This is a genomic window from Brevibacillus fortis (genome assembly GCF_046196545.1).
In the GTDB taxonomy this organism is placed as follows: Bacteria; Bacillota; Bacilli; order Brevibacillales; family Brevibacillaceae; genus Brevibacillus; species Brevibacillus fortis_A.
This window is the reverse complement of sequence record NZ_CP176370.1, coordinates 4,097,795-4,121,421: the sequence shown is the minus strand read 5'-3', so window position 1 is coordinate 4,121,421 and position 23,627 is coordinate 4,097,795. Positions and strand designations below refer to the sequence as shown.

Sequence of the window (23,627 nt, the reverse complement as noted above, 5' to 3'; positions counted from 1 at the left end):
TAACTAGTCCCCCCTGCGAATAAGGTTAAGAAGAGACAACCTATTTGAGGGGGGACTCGCTTTGCGGGTATCCAATGCTACTGTACGCCGTCGCATTTTTATCATCTTGATTGTAGGAGTCGTTTTGTATTCGGCACTTGTCACCCGATTGGGGTATGTTCAATTGATAGAAGGACCGAAACTCTCGCAAATGTCAGATGAACTGCTCAAGCGGGAAATTAAGTTTCAACCCAATCGTGGTCGCATTCTAGACAGAAGCGGCAATGAGCTCGTGACGAATATGACCGTCCCTACACTGGTATCGGTAGGGGCGCAAATCAAAGACCCTAAAGAAACAGCAAGACAGCTCGCCATCATTTTGGAGCAAAAAGAAGAAGATGTATTTCGTGCCATTACGAAAAAAGAAATGAGCAACAACCAGATTCCAGGTGGAAGAAAACTGTCTGTTGAAAAGGCGAGAAAAATACAAGAATTGAATTTGCCAGGGATATACTTGGCAGGGGATACGAAGCGTTTTTACCCGAACGGAAATATGGCTGCCCATATTCTTGGTTTCACAGGCATTGACAATCAAGGGTTGACAGGGCTTGAAAAAATTTATGATCCTTTCTTGATGGGGACCGAGGGGCATATCTCATTTCCGTCAGATGCCAAAGGGCGCGTACTGCCAGGTGGAACCGAAGACTACGTAGCACCCGTGAATGGCATGGACATGTATTTAACACTCGACAGTACCATCCAATCGTTTATCGAACGCGAGCTGGATCAGGCGGTGGTCGCTTATCAGCCAGATGATGTTCTGGCGATTGCCATGAATCCAAAGACAGGTGAAATATTGGGGATGGGAAGTCGCCCGACTTTTCAACCGGATGCGTACAGGGACTATCCTTCAGAGGTGTACAATAGAAATCTCCCGATCTGGAAAACATACGAGCCTGGTTCCACATTCAAGATTGTGACACTGGCTGCCGCTTTAAACGAAGGGGTCATCAATCTGAACGAGGGCTTTTACGACCCGGGATTCATAAACGTGGCAGGGAAGCGATTGCGTTGCTGGAAGCGCCAGGGGCATGGACAGGAAACGATGCTGGAAGTGGTAGAGAATTCTTGTAACCCTGGCTTCGTAACGATGGGTCAGCGACTGCAAAAAGAACGACTATTTGACTACATCAAAAAATTTGGCTTCGGACAAAAGACAGGGATCGATTTGATCGGCGAAGAAAACGGGCTGTTATTCAACTTGAATAAAGTGGGACCAGTAGAACTGGGTACGACTTCTTTCGGTCAAGGGGTATCGGTAACGCCGATTCAACAAATGGCTGCGGTCTCAGCTGCTATCAATGGTGGCAAACTTATGAAGCCGTTTGTCGCCAAAGAATGGCGGGATAGTGTGACACACGATGTCGTAGCGAGGACCTTGCCTACGGAAGTTCGACAGGTGATTACCCAGGAGACCTCCGCCAAAGTTCGGCATGCGCTGGAAAGTGTGGTCGCGCAAGGAACGGGTAATAAGGCATATATTGAAGGGTATCGGGTAGGAGGAAAGACGGGAACCGCACAAAAAGTAAAAAATGGCCGTTACGTCGATGGGGAATACATCGTGTCGTTTATCGGTTTTGCGCCAGCTGATGATCCACAGATCGTTGTATATTTCGCCGTAGACAATCCGAAAGCACTGGCATTTGGTGGATTGATCGCCGCTCCGAGTGTAAAAAGTATCATGGAATCCTCCCTTCAACATTTGAATGTACCCAAACGAAAAGATGGCATCCCCAAGGAGATTAACAAAGCACTTGGTGAAAGAGCACCAATTGAGGTGCCAAACATGGTCGGACAATCCATGAGAGACGTAGTGACAACGTATGATACTCTGCCGCTAGTCGTTTCAGGTAAAGGTCAGTTCGTCATCCAGCAGTCCCCTGCCCCCGGAGTAAAAATTGATGAGGGCGGAAAAATTCGCATATACCTTGGTGACAAATCGAGCAATTAGCTATAAAATGAGATTTCGAAGGCGGAGGGGAGTAGGCTTGTCTACGTTCGCTCTGCCTTTGTTCGTCAAGACTGCGCCTAAATGATCGGCGTAGCCAAGTACAAATGTTCAAATTTCTGTCTATACTAGTTGGAGAATGGGGTGCCTGTTTCATGTTTCTACGGGATCTGCTCATGCCTTTGTTGCCAGTAACGGTTTCGGGGGATGACAGCATGGAGATTACGGGTTTGACAGCAGACTCGCGCCAGGTAAAGCCCGGCTACTTGTTTGTCTGTCTGACTGGATATACCGTGGATGGACATACGTTCGCGGCCCAGGCGGTGAAGAATGGTGCCGTTGCCGTGTTATCCGAAAAAGATCTGGACGTGCCAGCGACTATTGTCAAAGTACCGGATACCCGGCGGGCAATGGCTATGCTGGCTGATCGTATTTTCGGATCTCCTACGAAAGAAGTAAAAGTCATTGGCGTAACGGGGACAAATGGCAAGACGACCACTACGCATCTGATCGACAAAATTTTGCGCGATCAAAGCAAGCAAACAGGCTTAATCGGAACGATCCATATGAGAATTGGAGACGTAACGGAGGAAGTCAAAAATACGACTCCGGATGCCATAGATTTGCAAAGAAGCTTTCGTCGCATGTGCGATGTAAACACAGACTATGCGATTATTGAGGTTTCCTCTCATGCACTGGAGTTGGGAAGAGTCCGGGGTTGCGAAATCCATACAGCGGTTTTCACCAACCTGACGCAAGATCACCTCGACTATCATAAAACGATGGAAAACTATCGCTACGCCAAATCATTGTTGTTTTCTCAGCTGGGCAACAGCTATGACACAGACCGTCTAAAAACAGCTGTACTGAATGCGGATGATGAGGCGTCCGAATTATATGCTACCGTTACACCGGCGCGAGTCATTACATACGGCATTGATCAACCAGCAGATGTAAGGGCGAAGCAAATCGAAATCACCAGTAAAGGAACTTCTTTTACAGTCGAAAGCTTCGCTGGCAGTGCGCGTCTGAACTTGAAGCTGATGGGAAAGTTCAATGTGTATAACGCTTTGGCAGCCATCGCGGTTACACTCGCAGAAGGGATTCCGCTAGAAGCGATCAAAGCGAGCCTGGAAGAGGTAGCGGGTGTAAATGGGCGATTTGAAGCAGTAGATGCTGGTCAGCCGTTTGCGGTGCTCGTCGACTACTCCCACACGCCAGACAGCTTGGAAAATGCATTGATGACGGTCAAGGAATTTGCCCGTGGCAACGTATTTTGCATTGTTGGCTGCGGAGGCGACAGGGATCGAACCAAACGCCCAATCATGGCGCAAATTGCAACGAAATACGCTGATCTGACCGTCTTAACATCAGATAATCCGCGCTCGGAGGAGCCGCAGGCGATTCTCGATGACATGCTGGCTGGCTTGTCGGAAGTGGCACCTGATCGTTATGTGGCACTGACAGACCGTCGCGAAGCAATTGCGCATGCGGTCTCGCTTGCAAAGCCGGAAGATGTGATCTTGATTGCCGGAAAAGGACATGAAACGTATCAAATGATTAAAGACCAGGTGTTGCCCTTCGATGACCGTGAAGTTGCGCGCGAAGCGATTGCCCGGTACAACCAAGAATAGAACAGATGCTACACACTGCATCGAAAGAAAGGAGGCTCGGGCATGTTCGTTGACAACGTCCTAATCGTCACGATCGTCGCTGCGTTTCTCATCGCCGTACTCATTGGCCCATTGTTTATTCCCTTCCTTCGCCGCCTGAAATTTGGGCAGGCAATTCGTGAGGAAGGGCCGCAATCCCATTATAAGAAGGCTGGAACTCCCACCATGGGAGGCACCATCATTCTTTTGGCACTCATATTTACCGTGTTGAAGTTTGCCAATGCGAAAATGGAAATTTACTTCCTGTTATTGGTGACTCTCGGATACGGTTTAATCGGGTTTCTGGATGATTTCATCAAAATCAAGAAAAAACGCAACCTCGGGTTGACCGCCAAAGAGAAGTTTGCTGGTCAGATTGTCTTGGCAATCGGCGCTTATATTTTGCTGCTCATGATGGGGCATGACACGTCCATTCATCTGCCAGGTACACCGTGGAAGCTGGAGCTCGGCTATTTCTACTTCCCATTCCTGTTGTTCCTCTTGGTAGGTACAACGAATGCCGTTAACATCACAGATGGAGTGGATGGACTATTGGCAGGGACGGGAGCAATTGCTTTTGGTGCTTATGCGATCATCGCATGGTTTGGTCAAGATTATGACACCGCTATTTTTAGTGCGGCTGTTGTAGGTGCGCTACTTGGCTTCCTTGTCTTCAATGCCCATCCGGCACGTGTGTTCATGGGTGATACCGGTTCACTCGGACTTGGTGGAGCGCTGGCGGGAATTGCAATCATGACCAAGACGGAATTGCTTTTGGCTATTATCGGTGGGGTATTTGTTGTCGAGACGCTCTCTGTTATTATGCAGGTAGTCTCCTTTAAGACACGTGGAAAGCGTATTTTCCGTATGAGTCCCCTGCATCATCATTTTGAATTAACAGGCTGGTCAGAGTGGCGCGTGGTTGTCACGTTCTGGCTCGTCGGTATGTTCTTTGCTGGATTGGGTGTATACCTTGAGGTGGTGACAATCAGATGATGCGTTTTCATAATAAGCATGTCGTCGTTATTGGTATGGCAAAGAGCGGTGTCGCAGTGGCAAAACTGCTACACCGCTTTGGTGCTCATGTCGTCGTAAATGATAAAAAGCCACGTGAAGAAGCAGTGGGGATAGAAGAGCTGGAAACGTTGGGGATTCCGGTCATTTGCGGCTATCACCCAGATGATCTCATTCATGAAGGCATATCCCTTGTCGTCAAAAACCCGGGGATTCCGTATGAAGCAGCACCCGTCAAGCAGGCGCAGGCATTAGGTATTCCTGTTGTGACGGAGGTGGAGCTGGCCTCCCAGATTGCCAAGGCACCGATTATCGGCATTACAGGCTCTAATGGCAAGACCACGACTACTACCCTTATCGGACTCATTTTCAAAGAAGCGGGTCTGGATGCGAAGGTAGGTGGCAACATTGGTACCGTGTTGTGCGGCCTGGCGGAGGAAGCTGGTCCTGACGAATGGCTCGTTGCCGAATTGAGTAGCTTCCAACTGATGGGGACGAGGGAATTCCGCCCGCGTATCGGTGTTTTGCTCAATCTGTATCCTGCTCATCTGGATTACCATCACACAATGGATGATTATTTGGCAGCCAAACTGAAGATGTTTGCCAACCAAACGGCAGATGACGCAGCTATTTTGCCGTATGACCAAACAGAAATCGTAGAAAAATGCAAAGACCTTCCTGCAGCCATCTACTACTTTAGCAAGAGTCAAGAGGTGCCAAAGGGAGCCTTTGTCAAAGATGGTTTGATCCTGTTTGCGGATGGGAATGGGAATACAGAGCCAATCGTTGCGGTAGCGGACATTACCGTTCCACATCTGGACAACGCTCTGGCAGCGATTCTCGTTGCGAAGCTCGCAGGCGCGGACAAGCAATCGATTATACAAGTTCTTACTACCTTCCCGGGGGTAGAGCACCGGATGGAGTTCGTGGATTCGATTCGCGGTGTCAAATACTTCAATGATTCAAAAGCGACCAACCCGGAAGCGGCATCGCGTGCCTTGCAAGCGTGCAAGGAGCCGGTCGTTTGGATTTGTGGCGGGCTGGATCGTGGTGTTGATTTTCGGGAACTGTTGCCCGTGATCCAAGGGCGGGTAAAAGCAGTCATCGCTCTCGGGCAAACGGCACCGATTTTACTGGAACGTGCTCAGGAAGCAGGGATTAATGAGCGTATCCATGTCGATACTGTGGAAAAAGCCGTTCTTGCTGCTTCCCAGTTGGCCGAATCAGGTGATGTGGTCTTACTGAGCCCTGCTTGTGCGAGTTGGGACATGTTTCCTTCGTTTGAGACAAGGGGGAGCATGTTTAAGGACGGCGTGCATAGACTTAAAACAAGCCTAGCATAACGTCCCACTGTATCATCAAGAATATGACAAAAGCGGGACGGCATGAGAAAGGATGACCTGGCATAATGAGCAAGGTACGCTCTGCCCCCGACTTCGTAATTATTTTTGCAACACTTTTTTTATTGGGAATTGGCATCGTGATGGTATACAGCGCCAGCGCGATCGTGGCGCAAAAGCCGCCATTTTCCGATCCGTATTTTTTCGCCAAGCGGCAACTGATTTTCGCTCTGTTAGGGATTACATCCATGTACATTACGATGAATATCGACTACTGGGTGTGGAAGCACTGGGCCAAGCCAGGGTATTTGGTGAGCATCGGTTTGTTGATTCTGGTTCTGATCATTGGCATTGAAGTAAATGGTTCGAAAAGCTGGCTTGGTTTTGGAGCCTTTGGTATTCAACCGGGTGAATTTGCAAAGCTTGGCGTCGTTGTATTTCTGGCGAAGTGGCTCTCCGATAATCAGAAGCAAATTGTCTTGTTCCGAAAAGGTCTTATGCCTGCCTTGGGAATCCCAGTTCTTTGTTTTGGCTTGATCATGCTGCAACCGGATTTGGGTACAGGTACGGTTTTGATGGGAACTGCCGTGGTCATGATTTTTGCGTCAGGTGCGCGGATCAGTCATTTTGTTGGATTGGGAATGATTGGGGTTGTTGGCTTCATCGGCTTGGTTTTGTCAGCACCTTACCGAATCAAAAGGATTACGTCCTTCCTCGATCCGTGGTCTGACCCTCTTAATACTGGCTATCAAATCATCCAGTCTCTATACGCAATAGGTCCCGGCGGTTTGTTGGGTCTTGGTCTAGGGCAAAGCAGACAGAAGCATTTGTACCTGCCTGAGCCTTACAATGATTTTATTTTCTCGATTGTCGCGGAGGAGCTTGGCTTCATCGGAGGCACGCTCATTCTCCTGCTTTTCCTCCTCTTGTTGTGGAGGGGAATGCGAACGGCGATTACGGCTCCAGATTTGTTCGGAAGCCTGCTTGCGCTAGGGATCATCGGCATGATTGCCATCCAGGTAGTCATTAATATTGGTGTTGTGACAGGGATGTTCCCGGTGACAGGGATCACGTTGCCGTTCTTGAGCTACGGTGGTTCATCATTGACACTGATGCTCACTGGTGTAGGTGTCTTATTGAACATCTCTCGTTTTTCTCGATAATAGAAACCTCAACGGGGAGTACGCAATAAGCAAGTAAATCAGCCTATTGCTACTCCTTCTCAAAAAAAGGGTGTGAACGTATGCGTGTCGTCTTAACAGGCGGTGGCACAGGTGGACATATTTATCCGGCGCTTGCGGTGGCGAGGGAAGTTTCCCGCCAAAATCCGCAGGCTGCCTTTTTGTATATTGGCAGTAAAAAAGGCTTGGAAGCAGGTTTGGTTCCGAGATCAAATATCCCTTTCCAATCGGTGGAAATTAGCGGATTGAAACGCAAGCTGTCGTTGGACAACCTGAAGACCTTGTGGAAATTCGTCCGGGCGGTTGGCGATGCGAAGAAAATGCTGCGCGAATTCAAACCGGATGTTGTAATTGGGACCGGTGGCTACGTATGTGGTCCGGTCGTATATGCAGCTTCGCGATTGGGAATTCCGACTCTCATCCATGAGCAAAACGTAGTGCCGGGCTTGACCAACAAGTTTCTTTCTCGTTCAGCTACCCGGGTGGCCGTTTCGTTCAAAGAATCGCTTGCCCATTTTCCCCCGTCCAAAACAGTACTAACCGGAAATCCGCGTGCAACGGAAGTCATGCATGGTAATGTAGAGGCGGGTCGTAGCTTTTTGGGCGTGGACAACAACAAAAAAATCGTCCTGATCTTTGGTGGCAGCAGGGGAGCGCGCGCAATCAATGAGGCGGTCCTTTCCGTTGTTACGCAGTTGGGCAAATATGCCGATACTCATTTTGTATATGTGACAGGCGACGTTCATTTTGAAACGATTTCGGCACAGCTTCGTGAACTGGGAACAGTTCCAAGTAACATTTCTGTGCTTCCTTTCGTCCATAATATGCCGGATGTTTTGGCGGCTACGCATGTATTGGTTGGTCGTGCAGGGGCATCTACCTTGGCGGAAATAACGGCACTAGGTGTGCCTTCGATCTTGATTCCGTCTCCATATGTCACGAACAACCATCAAGAGAAAAATGCAAGGGGATTGGAGCGTGCAGGGGCAGCTCATGTCATCGTAGAGCGGGAGCTTACTGGAGAGAGCTTGTTACTTTCCTTGGAAAATATCCTTGCCAATCCAGCAAAATGGGAAGAGATGAAAAACAGTGCTCTTTCCTTGGGGATGCCGCAAGCTGCGACGGAGATTGTCCGTCAATTAGAGGCGATTACACGAAAAAAATGATCAGATGGGCGATTGTCACGCCGATCTGGGCGAACGCATAGTATGGAGCAAACACGTGAGAAGACTAGGTCCGACCTAGCAAACGTATCAGGAGGTTCACAAATGAAAAAGATCGCAGATGAACTCATGCAAGCAGGAATCGAAAAAGTGTGGACCGATGAACCCCTTGCTAATCATACAACTTGGCGGATCGGGGGTCCTGCTGATTTGTTAATCCAACCCAAGGATAAAGCATCCTTGCAAAAAGCCTTGCAGATCATCCATCGTCATGAAATTCCTTGGAGTGTAATCGGGCGCGGTTCAAACCTTCTGGTGAGGGACAGAGGGATACGTGGAGCCGTGCTTAAAGTGGCCGAGGGCTTGAGCCACTGTGAGTTCAGGGGCGAAGAGGTGTGTGTGGGTGCCGGATATTCCATGATCCGCCTGGCGGTGGAGACAGGCAAGATGGGATTAACAGGTATGGAGTTCGCAGGAGGTATTCCTGGTACGGTAGGCGGCGCCGTCTATATGAATGCGGGGGCACACGGATCTGATCTTTCACGTATTCTTATTGATGCCGAGATCCTTTTCGAAAACGGCGAAAGTAAAGTGTTGAGTAACGAGGAACTGAGCTTTAGCTATCGGACTTCTCTTTTGCAAAAGCAAAAAGGGATCGTGCTAGAAGCCCGTTTTCAATTGCGGACGGGCGACCGCGAGGAGATTGCGGCCACGCTCGCTGCCAATAAGGAACGACGGCGCAATACGCAGCCACTGCAGATGCCGTGTGCCGGCAGCGTGTTCCGAAATCCGCCAAATGACCACGCAGGTCGTCTGATTGAGGCAGCTGGGCTGAAGGGCTATCGGGTCGGAGGAGCTCAGGTTTCAGAAAAACACTCCAACTTCATCGTGAATTGCGGAGGAGCAACGGCTGCCGACGTCCTCACCTTGATTGATCACGTTCGGAGCACCATTCTCGAGAAAAATGGGATTGACCTGCATCCGGAAGTCCTAGTGGTGGGCGAGGGGTAACACGGAGGTGAAAGTTTGGAGACTTTTGCGATCGAAGGCGGAAGACCTCTGTCCGGTTCGCTTCGGATCCAAGGTGCTAAGAACGCTGCTCTTCCCATTCTTGCCGCTGCTGTGCTCGCGGAAGGGCAATTCTATATCTATGACGTCCCCCATCTAAAAGACATTAAAGTCATGCTCGAAATCTTGACGTTGCTTGGGGCGAATACGAAGCATGAGGACGGATGTGTCAATCTGGATACAACGTCTGTCTGTGTCCCGCAGGTGCCGGATGATTTAATGAGCCAAATGCGATCTTCAATTTTTTTGGCGGGACCACTCCTTGCACGTCTGGGTGAGGTCACGATTTCCAGGCCAGGTGGATGTGACATTGGAGAGCGCAGGATTGACTTGCACTTGGCTGGATTGACTGCGCTTGGAGCCAAGATCGAAGAATCGGAAGGCTACATTACATTTCGGGCCAAACAATTGCGTGGGTCCAATATCTTTCTTTCCTTCCCCAGTGTGGGCGCGACGGAAAATATCATGATGGCGGCTGTGCTGGCAAAAGGCACGACCCGAATTTGTAATGCAGCGAGAGAACCGGAAATCATCGACCTCCAAAATTTCCTGAATGCAATGGGCGCACGGATCAGAGGGGCAGGCACCGATACGATTGAGATCAGTGGTGTACCTCGCTTGCGTTCCGTCAGTTACCGGATCATACCGGACAGGATTGTGACAGGAACCTATCTGCTGGCTGTCGGTATTTCACAGGGACATATTGAGTTGACCAATACACTGCCTGATCAATTAATGGCATTGATTGAGGTCGCTCGTAGCTGCGGTGTTGAAATCAAGACCCGCCATGATATAATGGAAATCAAAAGCACCTCCCGTCCACGTGCCTACGACCGGATCATCACCTCGCCATATCCAGGGTTTCCAACCGATTTGCAGGCGCAGCTGATGGTGTTTCTGTCACAGGCTAGGGGAACGAGTGTCATCAAAGAGACTATTTTTGAAGGAAGATTCAAACATGTGAATGAATTGGCGCGAATGGGCGCCTCTATATACGTAGATCTTGGCTCCGCAATCATTCGGGGTGTCAACAAATTGACCGCTACGAATGTCGAAGCTACCGATCTTCGAGCAGGTGCTGCCTTAGTCCTCGCAGGGCTTGCTGCAGACGGTATTACCACGGTGAACCAGATCCATCATATCGATCGTGGATACGATCGGCTGGAAGAGCAGTTGCGCCAATTAGGAGCCGATATATCACGCGTATCGATTTAACCGAGGGAGAGTGGGCGGCATAATGTTATGCCGCTTTCCCTGTTTTGTTTAATGACATTTATTCGAAAGACATCCAGTAATTTACTTTACTCTGGGCAATGAGCCTAAAAAACATGAGGAAGGGTACGGCCATGGCGGTATATGAGGAACGCATTCCGCAAGTCAAGCAACAACGCCCCAGAAGAAGGGGCAACCGCAAGCTGGTCATTCTACTGGTGTTGTTTTTTCTTACCATTCTCATCATCGTTTTTATCCGTTCCCCTTACAGTAAGGTGCAAGAGATTCGAGTGATTGGTAATGATATTTATACGACCGAGCAAATCATTGCACAATCTGGCTTAATAAAGGACATGCAGTTTCTGAACGTATGGGAGAACAGTGTACGAAATAACTTGAAACCGTTAGAGGCCATTAAAGATGTGACGGTGAGCCGCTCTTTCCCCGGATTGATCACGCTACATATAACCGAACAAAAGCGCGTCGCTTTTTGGAGTGGGCAGGACGGAAGCCGTTATGCTTTACTGGACAATGGCTATGTGCTCAAACAGGTTAATTTCGCCAAGCGCGTAGTGGACAGGCCATTGATTAGCTCGTGGGCCTCACCTGAGCTCCTTCCCCATCTCGCCAAGTCGCTCTCGAAATTATCGCCAGATGTACTCGCGGAAATTTCGGATATTACACTGACGCCAACGGTTTACGACAAGCAACGCGTCACGCTGTACATGCGAGACGGGAATGAAGTAAGAAGCGTCATCTACAAGCTCGACAAGATGATGAACTGGTACCCGGCGATCGTGAGAGAATTGCCGCCAGATACAAAAGGGGTGCTCTCTTTGTTTGAGCAGCCGTGGTTTATTCCATACGGTGCTCAAGGGGCTATTCCTATTCAGGAAGGACAAGAGAAGCCACAGCAGTAAATGAAAAAGGGGAAAGTAGACAATGAGTCGTCGTCGCAAATTTCATTTGTATTTAACCATCGTGACGTTTTCAACCGGCTTTCTAGTGGCCACTTCCTTCGAAACGAACAAGCTTACGCGCAAAGAACGGATGAATGATCAGCTGTTCCAACAGGAAACGCAATTGAATGACCGGATTTTGGCTGAGAAGGAGCAAAATCGGCATCTGGAAAATCAACTGCTCGATTTGCAGCGTCAGGTGGGAAAAGTGGAAGAAGCGATGGCGGAGCGTAAATCGGAGGCTGCAGAGACACTCAGTCAACTGGATGCAGCGCGGATGCTGGCAGGGGTAGTCGCTGTCGCAGGGCCGGGTATCGTCATAACGATGCAGGATAGCCAGAATGCAGCGAACAGTGCAGATATCGCGAACTACATCGTACATGAGCAGGATGTGCGCCTGGTCGTCAATGAACTGCGTGCTGCAGGAGCAGAGGCGATCAGCATTAACGGACAGCGAGTGGTGAGTAATTCCGAGATTCGTTGCATTGGACCAACGATCATCGTCAACGGCATCAAGTCGGCTGCTCCGTTCGTTGTAACAGCGATCGGAAACCCCGACACACTAGACAGTGCTTTGAATTTGCCGGGAGGTGTTTTGCACTCCTTGCAAGATTTTGTCCAAATAAGCGTAGCCAAAAAAGAGCGGGTTGAGCTGCCTGCCTTTGTTGGTGATGCGAAAACGAAACACTCCTAAATAAAAGGATGCGTTTACCTATGTTACAAAAAAGCCGTAAAATCACATTTATTCTTGCCATTATTAGTGCTATCATAGGTGTGATGTTGACTGTGCAATTACGAAGCAGTCTTCATCCTATTCATAAAGAGTCTCGCAGCATCGCGGAACTTCGGACCACGTTGCAAAAAGAACTGGAGAAACACAAAAACCTGCTCGCAGACATTTCAAAGTATAATCAGCTGTACTACCAATACGAAACCTCACTCAGTGAAGATGAGAGTATCTCCGTTATGAAAGAGGAGTTGGCACGGACTCGCCGGATGGCTGGTATGGTAGGGATGGAGGGAGAAGGCATCGTTATTGATGTTGTCGATGCCCATACGCCTGAACAACCAGTTATGGATGAACATATGCCTGTGCCTGTTGTAGGAGACTATACGATTGACGATGAAGATTTGCGCTGGTTGGTAAATATCCTGTTTGCAAACGGAGCACAAGCTGTTTCCATTAATGGCCATCGACTGATTGCTACCACTGCGATCCGCAATGTGGGAGACGTCATCCAAATCGATACCAGGACAATCAGGGCTCCGTATGAGATAAAAGCATTGGGGGAACCTGAAGTATTGTTGTCCGCATTGAAGCTGGAGGGCGTAGAAGAGAACTTCCAACTGGGGAATAAAAAGGTGCTGGCAGAAAAACGGGACAAGCTGATGATTTCAGCGAATAACGAAACACGTGTCATTCAATTTATGAAACCTGTGAAAGAAAAAGGAGATTCGTAACCATGTGGCTCCCGCTTATCGGACTGATTGTCGGTCTTGTTGTCGGCTTCCTGCTGGATTGGCGTGTGCCCCAGGAGTATAGCAGCTATCTATCAATAGCCCTCTTGGCTGGATTGGATACGATCTTTGGGGGGATTCGTTCGTTTTTAGAACGTACTTTTAACGTTCGTATTTTCATGTCTGGATTCTTTTTTAACACACTTTTTGCAGCAGGCTTGGCCTTCATCGGAGGGTTCTTGGGGATTGATCTGTATTTGGCTGCGATCGTGGCTTTCGGGGTCCGCTTGTTCAACAATCTCGCTGTCATTAGGAGAATTGTTCTATCCAAATGGATCAATCAGCAAGAGTAACGCGAAGAAAAATGGGAAGATGGTCATTTTTTTACAAAAAATCAATAAGAAAAAAAGGGAATGGTTATCCTGTGTGGAATAATTTATGCAGGTGTTCTCACTTTAGCAAGAAAAAAGACGTAGCAGGGGAGGTGTCACAGGTTTGGTAAGCAATGAACTCATAGTCAGCCTAGACATTGGAACATCCAAAGTACGCGTCATGATCGGCGAGATCAACAACGGTTCCATCAACATCATCGGCGTCGGACAATCACACTCAGAAGGCATCAAGAAGGGCGTGATTGTAGACATCGACCAAACCGTGCATGCCATCCGGGAAGCGGTTGATCATGCGGAGCGCATGGTTGGCGTTTCAATCGAAGAAGTGTATGTGGGGATCACTGGTAACCATATCGATCTGCATGAAACCCAAGGGGTTGTCGCTGTATCCAGCGAAGACCGTGAGATACGAGAAGAAGATATTCAACGCGTAATTCAGGCAGCGAAGGTCGTGGCTATTCCTCCAGACCGTGAAATCATCGAGGTAGTCCCAAAGGAGTACATCGTTGATGGACAAGGGAGCATTAAGGACCCGCGTGGGATGATTGGTGTCCGCCTGGAAATGGAAGGGACCATTGTGACCGGGTTGAAAACGGTCGTACATAACATCGTTCGCTGTGCTCAACGAACCAATCTGCGTGTAGCTGGAATATTCTTGCAACCGCTTGCGGCTAGCACTGTTGCTCTATCCAAAGATGACAAAAATATGGGTGTCGTTCTAGTCGACATCGGTGCGGGTTCTACCACGATCGGTGTATTCGAGCAGGGGAAACTGGCAGCGACCACCGTGATCGGCATCGGTGGCGACCACATTACGAGCGATATTTCACTGGGACTACGCACGCATACAGATGTGGCAGATCGTGTGAAAACCAAACACGGCTGTGCTCTTATTGACGAAGCATCCGAAGATGTGAAGTTCAAGGTGAACCGGATTGGCAGCGAAGTCGAAAAGCAATTTACGCAAGTGGATTTGGCCAATATTATCGAGCCGCGCGCTGCGGAAATATTCCAATTAGTCGAGGATGCTGTATACAAATTGGGCTACCGCGACGAAATTGCAGGGGGCTATGTTCTTACGGGTGGTACCGTAGCCATGCCGGGCATGTTGGAATTGGCAAAAGAAGAATTGGACGCACCTGTTCGAATTGCGATTCCTGATTACATCGGAGTGCGAGATCCTGCCTACACCACCGGGGTAGGTTTGATTCAATATGCCTTGCAGTTGATGGAGCGCCGCAGCATTCGCGTCACCCCCTCATTCAAGGGCACTCAGAAGCAAACCGTCTCGTCTAAGCCAAAAGAAGGCGGCGGTTTGATGGAAAAAGTGAAAAACTGGTTTAGCGAATTTATTTAAGGGAGTTCGCTTACCGAGCTTAACTACAATGGCGAAGATGAGGATTGATTCGTTCCATTGTGTTTAGTTGACAGGCTTCTGTAGCCACGAAGTTTTCTTATGTTGAATTGGGGAGGACTAGCAATATGCTGGAATTTGATATGGATTTGGAATCCTTTGCACGAATTAAAGTTATTGGTTGCGGGGGCGGAGGTAGCAACGCAGTAAACCGCATGATCGCAGGTGGAGTAAAGGGTGTAGAATTCATCACTTTGAACACCGACGCGCAAGCACTTCAGCTCTCTAGTGCAGATATCAAGCTGCAAATCGGGGAAAAGTTGACACGTGGACTTGGAGCAGGTGCGAATCCTGAGATCGGTAAAAAAGCGGCGGAAGAAAGCCGTGATTTGATTGAAAACGCTCTGCGTGGAGCTGACATGGTATTCGTAACTGCCGGTATGGGTGGTGGTACGGGTACAGGTGCAGCACCTGTTGTTGCAGAGATCGCTAAGGAAATGGGCGCTCTTACCGTTGGTGTAGTAACCCGTCCGTTCTCCTTCGAGGGTCGCAGACGCTCCCAGCACGGAGAGATCGGTATCGCTGCTCTGAAAGAAAAAGTAGACACACTGATCGTGATTCCTAACGACCGCCTTTTGGAAATCGTTGACAAAAATACGCCAATGCTCGAAGCGTTCCGCGAAGTTGACAACGTACTGCGACAAGGGGTTCAAGGTATTTCCGACCTGATTGCGGTACCTGGACTGATCAACTTGGACTTCGCTGACGTGAAGACGATCATGACTGAGCGCGGTTCTGCTCTCATGGGAATCGGTGTAAGCAGCGGCGAAAATCGTGCGGCTGAAGCAGCTCGTCGCGCTATTTCCAGCCCACTGCTCGAGACTGCGATTGATGGTGCACGCGGTGTTCTCATGAACATCACGGGTGGTACTAACCTGAGCTTGTACGAAGTAAACGAAGCAGCCGACATCGTATCTTCTGCATCGGACCCAGATGTTAACATGATTTTCGGTGCGGTGATTAACGAGGATCTGAAAAATGAATTGGTAGTGACCGTAATTGCTACAGGCTTCGAGCATAGTCAACGCGCGGCGGAAGCTCCTCGCCGTCAACAACAGCCGATCAACACGCCTGGCAATCGTCCGACACCAGTTTCCAATACGAATAACAGCCGTGCGAAGGAAGAAGAGGAAGATAAGTCCTTCTTCTCCATGGGCAACCTGGATAATCTGGATATTCCAGCATTCCTGCGCAATCGCCGCCGCAACAAAAACTAAAGCGATAAACGACTGTCAAAAGCCTTGTTCCCGTCAGTGGGGACAAGGCTTTTTTTGTTGATTGGATGAAAAATGTTAGACAAAAAAACCAAAAAAACACCGTCAAGAATTGACAGACTTTACATACACATTGATATATACTGCTTTTACTGATAGAAGTCGTCCTACTATTTACCATTTTTGCTAGGACACATGCTTGCTGCCAAGTCGGTCAAAAGATGAGGGGGAAAGCAAGTGGTTGTGTATCTTGATATCATTCTACTCCTGAATGTGGCTATTGATACCTTGTTACTCTGGTTTACTGCTTATTTTCGTAAAGAGCGCATGGTGTGGTGGAGAATGATATTTGCCTCCCTGTTTGGCTCCGCGTATCTGGTCTTTTTCTTTTTTCCTGTGTTCTCACCGATGTATCAATGGTGGGTGAAACTGCTCTTTTCTGTCATCATGCTGTGGATTGCTTTTGGGAACAGGAGGTTGCTGTCCTTTGCGCAAAACTTGATCATCTTTTACTTTGTCGCATTTGTGTTCGGAGGGGGAGTGCTTGGACTACAGTATTTTTTGGCACCGCAGAGTGAAATTGTGAATGGACTGGTTGTCACGCATAATGATGGGTTTGGCGTTGGTTTCAAGCCAACCTTTGGGATTGTCCTGATCGGTTTTATCCTGATTTTTTTCCTCGGGAAAAAGAGCTACCGTGCGATCCAGGAGCCGCGAAGAATCGAAACCTTTCTCGTCGACGTCGTCGTTACGGTGGCAGGGGAAAAAGTCATTTGCCGTGGACTTGTGGATACAGGAAACCAGCTCCACGAGCCGATTACACGCATACCCGTCATGATTATGGAGAATCGGATGTTCGCACATTTGCTTCCGCCGTCGCTTCTCCGACAAGCCGATGAAAACGGTGGAGTGTGGGAGAAGCTGGACGGATCTTGGGACCATCTGCCGCTGGAATGGCAGTCTCGGGTACGCTTGATCCCGTATCGCAGCGTGTCAAGAGGTATGGATTTTTTACTCGCAATCAAACCAGACCATGTCATGGTCGTGCAAGACGGCATTCGTTTTGAAACAGAACGGGTGTTAATCGGGCTTAACCCGATCCCATTGGCCGCTGACGGCAAGTATCAGGCCATCGTGCACCCAGCCATGATGGAAACCTATGAAGCGGAAGTTCAAAAAGTCAACTTTTGATCACGAAGAAGTCAAGAGAGTTGAATCGGCATCGAAAGCGACGTTCATCTTCGAAGTCCGGTGCTCATGTAGGTTCCCTACACTCTGCTCCTCCTTCTTCAGATTCTCGCCGCTTTCTCGGTGCTGAAAAGACGACTTTTGAACAGGAAATAAGAGAAGAATCAACCTTTATTCTCAAACAGGAGGGCTAATCATGTATGTAAAACTTCGCCTACAACTCCAATTGACCTGGTACCGAATCTTGCTCTGGCTTGGTGTACGCGCCGAAGAAGTCTATTATATTGGCGGGAGTGAAGCATTGCCTCCACCGTTGACCAGAGAAGAAGAGGAGCTGCTGCTCGGACGACTGCCGTCTGGTGACCCGGCTGTCCGCGGTATGCTAATTGAACGCAATCTTCGTCTGGTCGTATACATCGCCCGCAAGTTTGAGAATACGGGAATTAACATTGAGGACTTGGTCAGCATTGGCACCATCGGCTTGATCAAGGCAGTGAACACCTTTGATCCAGACAAGAACATCAAGCTGGCAACGTATGCTTCTCGTTGTATCGAAAACGAAATCCTCATGTATCTTCGCCGCAATAATAAAATTCGTTCAGAGGTATCTTTTGATGAACCGCTTAACATTGATTGGGATGGCAATGAGCTGTTGCTCTCAGATGTTTTGGGTACGGAGAATGACACGATTTATAAAAACATCGAGGACCAAGTGGATCGAAAGCTTCTGAAAAAAGCGCTGGATAAGCTGTCTGACCGAGAACGAATTATCATGGAGCTGCGCTTCGGCTTAGCGGGAGAAGAGGAAAAGACACAAAAGGATGTAGCGGATTTATTGGGTATCTCACAGTCCTATATTTCGCGTTTGGAAAAGCGAATTATAAAACGGTTGCGAAAAGAATTCAACAAGATGGTCTAACGCATATTTTCCCAGCTTGGGGGGATACTGTTCCTAAACCGAAACAGATGGTGGTTTTTGCCACCTTCTTGGTCGGCTACGCGTCAGTTACGCGGCCTTTCAAGACAACCGGGTTAGGGACTTTTTTCTTGCTTCGAGGAGGGAAAGACGTGACGCGCAATAAGGTAGAGATATGCGGGGTAGATACCTCCAAGCTTCCGGTGTTGACAAACAAAGAGATGCGGGAATTGTTTGAGCGCCTGCAAAGTGGGGAGCTGGCTGCCCGCGAGAAGCTGGTCAACGGCAACTTGCGACTGGTGCTTAGCGTAATCCAACGGTTCAACAATCGCGGAGAGTTCGTGGATGACTTGTTTCAAGTGGGCTGCATCGGATTGATGAAAGCGATCGACAACTTTGATCTCGGACAAAATGTGAAGTTTTCCACGTATGCCGTACCGATGATCATCGGAGAAATTCGACGCTATTTACGGGACAACAATCCGATTCGTGTTTCCCGCTCTTTGCGAGACATCGCGTACAAGGCTTTGCAGGTGCGTGACAATCTGACCAACAAACATTCGCGAGAGCCTACCATTATCGAGATTTCTCAGGAATTGAACGTAGCCAAAGAAGACGTCGTGTTTGCACTCGATGCGATCCAAGATCCGGTTTCATTGTTTGAACCGATTTATCAGGATGGCGGCGATCCGATTTACGTCATGGATCAGATTAGTGACGAGAAGAACAAAGATGTCACGTGGGTAGAGGAAATTGCGCTTCGTGAGGGAATGCAGCGGCTAGGTGACCGAGAAAAAATGATATTATCCATGCGCTTTTACGAAGGAAAAACGCAGATGGAAGTAGCAGAGGAAATCGGTATTTCACAGGCACAGGTCTCTCGATTAGAAAAAGCGGCAATTGCCCATATGCAAAAGCATGTTCAATCGTAAGGAGAAACCAAATAGGTGACCCGGCGGTCTTGTACCGTCGGTTTTTTTGTACGAGCGGAAAAGTTAGTTTTCATTCACCTTACTTTTTGACAAAAGAGCGGACATATTCCTCTTTGGACTCATATACTGAAAGTAACGGAGAAAAGAAGGTGAGGAAGAATGGTAAAAATCTCTGACTTCCAGACCAAAGAAGTGGTAAATATTCTCGATGGGAAACGGCTTGGGCAAATTTCAGATTTGGAGATCGATCTGCGTCACGGTCGTGTAGAGGCTATCGTGGTACCGGGACCAGGCAAGTTTCTCGGCTTCTTTTCTGCCGGGAACGATTATGTCATACCCTGGCGCAATATTGTGAAGATCGGGAAAGATGTGGTGCTTGTTCGGATGGAAGAAGCACTTAAAGTTGAAGTAAAAACTTCAGGTGGAGATGAATACTAACGAGGAAAGGGAGAAAGGCACGGATAGCCTTTCTTTTCTTTTCGGCTATGGTATGATTAGCCATATGAGGAAGGTGACAACATGAGAGAACCATTTGTCAGGGTAGAGGATAAGTCAATCTTATCGTTAACAGAATGGGAGCAACAATTTCCTGGCTTAGTAGCGGGGTTTACGATTCGCTCAGGCGGGGAAAGTGAACAACCGTACGGGTCTTTTAATATGGGGCTGCATGTGGGTGATGAATCTGCAAACGTAGTAGCCAATAGACGCAAGCTGGCAGAACAAGTCGGGATGTCATTTACGGAGTGGACATGCGCCGATCAAGTGCACGGTAATCGGGTATGCCAGGTCACGGCAGGCGGTGCGGGGAAAGAAAGTCTGGAGGACGTCATATCTGCAACGGACGGCTTGTTTACCCTTGAAAAAGGAGTCATGCTGACCTCGTTTTATGCAGATTGTGTTCCTCTCTATTTTCTAGATCCCCAATCGGGAGCAATCGGTCTTGCGCACGCAGGCTGGAAGGGAACAGTGGGCCGTATTGCCGAGGAAATGGTGAAGGCCATGACGAAGCACTATCAGGCCAAGCCAGAGTTCATTCGCGTCGCAATTGGCCCATCCATTGGCGGCTGTTGCTATGAAGTCGATGAGCGAATCATGACGCAAGTACGCACTTGTGCAGCCGATTGGGAAAAAGCAGTCATCTCCTCCACAGGGGAGCGGTATATGCTGGACCTTCGTCAGCTGAACACAGAGATATTGCTCGAAGCAGGAATTTCTTCAGGGAATATTGTATCCACAGATTGGTGTACAAGCTGCAGAACAGACTTGTTTTTCTCTCATCGCAAGGAAGCCGGGATACAAGGAACTACCGGACGTATGGCTTCCTATATCGGTTGGAAGGAAAACCTGTAGAAGAAAGGGAAGGGTTCGTTATGACCAAGGAACAAGAACTGTTAAAAGAACGACTGCAATCCATCGAAGCTAGAATTCAGGCTGCTTGCGATCGGGCGAACCGCAAACGTGAGGAAGTAAAAATTATTGCCGTGACCAAGTATGTCGATGCAGATGCCATTGGGGACTTGCTCGCTGTAGGCGTAGAGAATATCGGGGAAAATCGCGTACAGGATGCCCTCCCTAAGCACCAGCTACACGGCGATAAAGGGATCTGGCATTTTATCGGGCACCTCCAGACGAACAAGGCAAAAGAAGTTGTAGGACGATTCCCGTACATCCATTCTCTGGACAGACTTTCTTTGGCACAAGAGCTGAATCGACGCGGTGAAGCGTTGGATCATGTCGTAAAATGCTTTTTGCAGATCAATATATCCGGCGAAGAGACAAAATTTGGGCTTAGTCCCAATGACGTATTGGCTTTTTTGCGCGAAACCAGTAATATGAAACATATAAGTATCGTTGGATTAATGACGATGGCGCCTGTTGTCGAAAATCAAGAGGAAGCCAGACAGGTGTTCCGTGGCCTCTATGAGTGGAAGCAACGGATTAACGAAATGGCATTCCCGCACGCACAGGTGAAAGAGCTGTCCATGGGCATGTCTAGTGATTTTGAAGTGGCCATTGAAGAGGGAGCTACATATATTCGTTTGGGATCGGTATTGGTCAAGTCGGAGTAAAGGAAAACAGACCAAACCACGGAGTAAGAGAGGAGGAAGAGTATGGGTGTTATGAACAAATTGATGGGGTTTCTGGGGTTAGAAAACGAGGAATACATCGAAGAGACAACAACGGTTGAAGAGGAAAGAGAAGAGCAGGAATCCTCGCACAAACGCCAGCCGATGGGCCGAGCTAATAACGTGGTACCGTTTCAAGCACGGGAAAAGGAGGGAATCCGTTTGATTCTCTGTGAACCCCGTCATTACAGTGACGCACAGGATATCGCTGACAACCTGCGTCATCGTAGACCCGTTGTGGTCAACCTCCATCGTGTGGAAAAAGACCAAGCCAAGAGAATTATCGACTTTTTGAGCGGGACGGTCTACGCATTAAACGGCGATATCCAAAAGGTCGGAGACACGATCTTCGTGTGCACGCCTGACCATGTAGATATTCAGGGTACGATCTCCAGTGTGTTGGAAGAGTAGCCAATTAAGACGAAATTAAAAGGGTGAGCAAATGATTGCTGTCTTTTCGGTTTTAAATTTTGCCTTTACGGTATATCAATACATGATTATTGCTTACATTTTGATGTCGTGGGTCCCTCAAATGAGAGGTACAGGCATCGGACAGTTACTGGAAAGACTGGTTGAGCCTTATTTGGCTCCATTTCGCCGGTTTATCCCACCGCTGGGCTTCATCGATATCTCCCCCATTGTCGCATTGATTGCACTGCGCTTTGCCCAATCTGGCCTGTTCGCCATTTTGCAACAAATCATGTTCTAGGCGAGTGAAACGATGAGCATATTTAACCATTTTTCAAAAGAAGAACGTCCCTTTGTTGAACGGGCGCTGGAAATGCTGACGCAAGTAGAGCGGAAGCAGGCCATGCGCCTTACTGATTTTGTAGACCCTAGGCAGTTGATGATTTTTCAGAGCCTATCTTCACAAGTAAGCGATGTGAAGGTTTCTCCTTATGGAGGCTACGAGGGTGCCGAGCGTGTTCGGATTATCATCCATCCGGAGTACCTCCCTGTTGAGCCTGAGGATTATCGCCTTACCTTATTGGCAATCAAGGCTGATCAGCGCTTTCATGTGCTGGAGCATCGAGATGTGATGGGGGCGATGCTGGGCGTCGGGATGAAGCGGGAAAAATTCGGAGATATGCTGACAGATTCAGATGGCAGCTACGCGATTGTAGCAGAGGAAGTCGCTGATTTTGTGTGTGGGCAGGTGACGCAAATTCATCGGACATCTGTTCATTTTGAGCGGGTAGCATGGGAGGCGTTTACACCGCCTGCACCCAAGTTTGCAGAGAAAACAATCACCGTGCCATCACCGCGAATGGACGCGATCATCGGAGAAGTACACAATATGTCTCGCGCAAAAGCACTGGTTCCAATTCGAGCGGGAAAAGTAAAAATCAACTGGAAAGTAATCGAAGACCCGTCTTATCAACTCCAGATGGGAGATATGGTATCTCTTGCAGGCTATGGTCGGTTCAAAATTCTTGAGGTAGCAGGTCCAACACGCAGCGGAAGACTTCGCATGATTGTCGGACTGGTTACATAAGATGGACCATGGCGCAAAAAATTGTAAAATACGGCAGGAAACAATGCTAATCCTGTCGAAATGATTGAAGACGAATTATCGGGAAAAGTGGGGGGTTCATGTGCCATTAACGCCGTTGGATATACACAATAAGGAATTCAGCACAGGCTTTCGTGGGTATAACATTGACGAAGTGAACGAGTTTCTCGATCAGGTGATCAAAGATTTTGAGCTCTTGATAAAAGAGAAAAAAGAACAGGAAGAGCGCGTAGCCATTCTGAATGAGCGCGTAGATTACTATAAGAGCTTGGAAGAAAATTTGAGCAAGTCGATTCTGGTGGCGCAGGAGACAGCGGAGGACGTGAAGTCGAATGCCCGCAAGGAAGCGCAGCTCATCTTAAAGGAAGCCGAGAAAAATGCCGACCGAATCGTCAATGAAGCATTGGCGAAGTCGCGCAAAATCGCAATCGAAATCGAAGAATTAAAAAAACGTGCTTCGGTTTACCGTATGCGCTTTCGGACGCTCTTGGAAGCACAGTTGGAAATGCTGGAAAATGGCGATTGGGATAGCATTGAACAGCCACAAGTTGATTCGCCTGTAACAGTTGAATAAATCATTGACGTTCGAGCAATGATGGTATTATAATGAAAGACAACTTTTTCGAAATAAAGCACTTATAGAAGTTGAACACGCTTATACAAATCATAGACGATGAACGGGAAGAGTACGTGAGCCAGCACTGCCTAGAGAGTCGGGAAAAGGTGAAAACCCGGCCAGTTGCTTTCGCAGAAAATCACCCGGGAGTTCAATATCCGAAAACCCAGAAACCTCGATGGTTAAACAGGTGAGTAAGTGAGCGCGTCATTCCCGTTACGAATGAGTGAAGTGGAGCGAATCCGATGCAGGCTTTTTTGTCGTACGGGTTTGTTCAATCAG

At 48.4% G+C, this 23,627-nt stretch carries 24 protein-coding genes and 1 other annotated feature (1 of these 25 cut by a window edge); all 24 genes read left to right on the top strand.

The window, feature by feature from the left end:
* Nucleotides 1–61: 61 nt before the first annotated feature.
* The 24 genes from ACKKE8_RS20485 (at nucleotide 62) to ACKKE8_RS20370 (ending at nucleotide 23,303) form a co-directional block, all read left to right on the top strand.
* Nucleotides 62–1,990: a stage V sporulation protein D gene (locus tag ACKKE8_RS20485; protein ID WP_409174661.1), complete on the top strand. Its 1,929-nt coding sequence runs from the start codon at nucleotides 62–64 to the stop codon at nucleotides 1,988–1,990.
* A gap of 152 nt (nucleotides 1,991–2,142) precedes the next feature.
* Entirely contained in the window at nucleotides 2,143–3,621 is a 1,479-nt protein-coding gene (locus ACKKE8_RS20480; RefSeq protein ID WP_409174660.1) for a UDP-N-acetylmuramoyl-L-alanyl-D-glutamate--2,6-diaminopimelate ligase, read from the top strand.
* Between the two features lie 42 nt (nucleotides 3,622–3,663).
* Nucleotides 3,664–4,635, top strand: a complete 972-nt coding sequence (mraY, locus tag ACKKE8_RS20475; RefSeq protein ID WP_409174659.1) for a phospho-N-acetylmuramoyl-pentapeptide-transferase — start codon at nucleotides 3,664–3,666, stop codon at nucleotides 4,633–4,635.
* Complete coding sequence (gene murD / locus ACKKE8_RS20470; RefSeq protein ID WP_409174658.1) at nucleotides 4,632–5,996, top strand: UDP-N-acetylmuramoyl-L-alanine--D-glutamate ligase; 1,365 nt, start codon at nucleotides 4,632–4,634, stop codon at nucleotides 5,994–5,996. The genes mraY and murD overlap by 4 nt, the downstream gene beginning before the upstream one ends.
* A gap of 65 nt (nucleotides 5,997–6,061) precedes the next feature.
* Nucleotides 6,062–7,156, top strand: a complete 1,095-nt coding sequence (gene spoVE, locus ACKKE8_RS20465; RefSeq protein WP_409174657.1) for a stage V sporulation protein E — start codon at nucleotides 6,062–6,064, stop codon at nucleotides 7,154–7,156.
* Nucleotides 7,157–7,236: 80 nt separating this feature from the next.
* The gene (gene murG / locus ACKKE8_RS20460) at nucleotides 7,237–8,340 is read left to right on the top strand and encodes an undecaprenyldiphospho-muramoylpentapeptide beta-N-acetylglucosaminyltransferase (RefSeq protein WP_409174656.1); all 1,104 of its coding nucleotides are present in this window, start codon (nucleotides 7,237–7,239) and stop codon (nucleotides 8,338–8,340) included.
* 102 nt (nucleotides 8,341–8,442) lie between these two features.
* Nucleotides 8,443–9,348 carry a UDP-N-acetylmuramate dehydrogenase gene (gene murB, locus ACKKE8_RS20455; protein ID WP_409174655.1) on the top strand — a complete coding sequence of 302 codons (906 nt, stop codon included), beginning with the start codon at nucleotides 8,443–8,445 and terminating at the stop codon, nucleotides 9,346–9,348.
* A gap of 15 nt (nucleotides 9,349–9,363) precedes the next feature.
* The gene (gene murA / locus ACKKE8_RS20450; RefSeq protein WP_409174654.1) at nucleotides 9,364–10,620 is read left to right on the top strand and encodes a UDP-N-acetylglucosamine 1-carboxyvinyltransferase; all 1,257 of its coding nucleotides are present in this window, start codon (nucleotides 9,364–9,366) and stop codon (nucleotides 10,618–10,620) included.
* Nucleotides 10,621–10,751: 131 nt separating this feature from the next.
* The gene (locus ACKKE8_RS20445) at nucleotides 10,752–11,537 is read left to right on the top strand and encodes a cell division protein FtsQ/DivIB (protein WP_409174653.1); all 786 of its coding nucleotides are present in this window, start codon (nucleotides 10,752–10,754) and stop codon (nucleotides 11,535–11,537) included.
* A 22-nt stretch (nucleotides 11,538–11,559) separates the two neighbouring features.
* Complete coding sequence (locus tag ACKKE8_RS20440; RefSeq protein WP_409174652.1) at nucleotides 11,560–12,270, top strand: DUF881 domain-containing protein; 711 nt, start codon at nucleotides 11,560–11,562, stop codon at nucleotides 12,268–12,270.
* A 20-nt stretch (nucleotides 12,271–12,290) separates the two neighbouring features.
* A complete protein-coding gene (locus tag ACKKE8_RS20435; RefSeq protein WP_409174651.1) occupies nucleotides 12,291–13,037 on the top strand; it encodes a DUF881 domain-containing protein in 747 nt (248 codons plus the stop codon).
* A gap of 2 nt (nucleotides 13,038–13,039) precedes the next feature.
* The gene (locus ACKKE8_RS20430) at nucleotides 13,040–13,387 is read left to right on the top strand and encodes a small basic family protein (RefSeq protein ID WP_007717721.1); all 348 of its coding nucleotides are present in this window, start codon (nucleotides 13,040–13,042) and stop codon (nucleotides 13,385–13,387) included.
* A gap of 142 nt (nucleotides 13,388–13,529) precedes the next feature.
* On the top strand, nucleotides 13,530–14,783 hold the full coding sequence (gene ftsA / locus ACKKE8_RS20425; protein WP_106653236.1) for a cell division protein FtsA: 1,254 nt from the start codon (nucleotides 13,530–13,532) through the stop codon (nucleotides 14,781–14,783).
* Nucleotides 14,784–14,908: 125 nt separating this feature from the next.
* On the top strand, nucleotides 14,909–16,057 hold the full coding sequence (gene ftsZ / locus ACKKE8_RS20420) for a cell division protein FtsZ (RefSeq protein ID WP_015892088.1): 1,149 nt from the start codon (nucleotides 14,909–14,911) through the stop codon (nucleotides 16,055–16,057).
* A 234-nt stretch (nucleotides 16,058–16,291) separates the two neighbouring features.
* Nucleotides 16,292–17,245, top strand: a complete 954-nt coding sequence (gene spoIIGA, locus ACKKE8_RS20415) for a sigma-E processing peptidase SpoIIGA (protein WP_409174650.1) — start codon at nucleotides 16,292–16,294, stop codon at nucleotides 17,243–17,245.
* Nucleotides 17,246–17,438: 193 nt separating this feature from the next.
* Nucleotides 17,439–18,161: an RNA polymerase sporulation sigma factor SigE gene (gene sigE / locus ACKKE8_RS20410; RefSeq protein WP_007717727.1), complete on the top strand. Its 723-nt coding sequence runs from the start codon at nucleotides 17,439–17,441 to the stop codon at nucleotides 18,159–18,161.
* Between the two features lie 149 nt (nucleotides 18,162–18,310).
* Nucleotides 18,311–19,090, top strand: a complete 780-nt coding sequence (gene sigG / locus ACKKE8_RS20405) for an RNA polymerase sporulation sigma factor SigG (RefSeq protein WP_007717728.1) — start codon at nucleotides 18,311–18,313, stop codon at nucleotides 19,088–19,090.
* 159 nt (nucleotides 19,091–19,249) lie between these two features.
* A complete protein-coding gene (locus ACKKE8_RS20400) occupies nucleotides 19,250–19,528 on the top strand; it encodes a YlmC/YmxH family sporulation protein (protein WP_015892085.1) in 279 nt (92 codons plus the stop codon).
* A gap of 81 nt (nucleotides 19,529–19,609) precedes the next feature.
* Nucleotides 19,610–20,440: a peptidoglycan editing factor PgeF gene (gene pgeF, locus ACKKE8_RS20395; RefSeq protein ID WP_409174649.1), complete on the top strand. Its 831-nt coding sequence runs from the start codon at nucleotides 19,610–19,612 to the stop codon at nucleotides 20,438–20,440.
* Nucleotides 20,441–20,460: 20 nt separating this feature from the next.
* Nucleotides 20,461–21,159, top strand: a complete 699-nt coding sequence (locus tag ACKKE8_RS20390) for a YggS family pyridoxal phosphate-dependent enzyme (RefSeq protein ID WP_409174648.1) — start codon at nucleotides 20,461–20,463, stop codon at nucleotides 21,157–21,159.
* A gap of 42 nt (nucleotides 21,160–21,201) precedes the next feature.
* Complete coding sequence (locus ACKKE8_RS20385; RefSeq protein ID WP_409174647.1) at nucleotides 21,202–21,627, top strand: cell division protein SepF; 426 nt, start codon at nucleotides 21,202–21,204, stop codon at nucleotides 21,625–21,627.
* Between the two features lie 31 nt (nucleotides 21,628–21,658).
* Entirely contained in the window at nucleotides 21,659–21,925 is a 267-nt protein-coding gene (locus ACKKE8_RS20380; RefSeq protein WP_409174646.1) for a YggT family protein, read from the top strand.
* A gap of 12 nt (nucleotides 21,926–21,937) precedes the next feature.
* Nucleotides 21,938–22,711 (top strand): RNA-binding protein, encoded by a 774-nt coding sequence (locus ACKKE8_RS20375; protein ID WP_409174645.1) that lies wholly within the window; start codon nucleotides 21,938–21,940, stop codon nucleotides 22,709–22,711.
* Nucleotides 22,712–22,811: 100 nt separating this feature from the next.
* A complete protein-coding gene (locus ACKKE8_RS20370) occupies nucleotides 22,812–23,303 on the top strand; it encodes a DivIVA domain-containing protein (RefSeq protein WP_007717747.1) in 492 nt (163 codons plus the stop codon).
* Nucleotides 23,304–23,393: 90 nt separating this feature from the next.
* Nucleotides 23,394–23,627: a binding site (T-box leader), on the top strand (it continues 34 nt past the right edge of the window).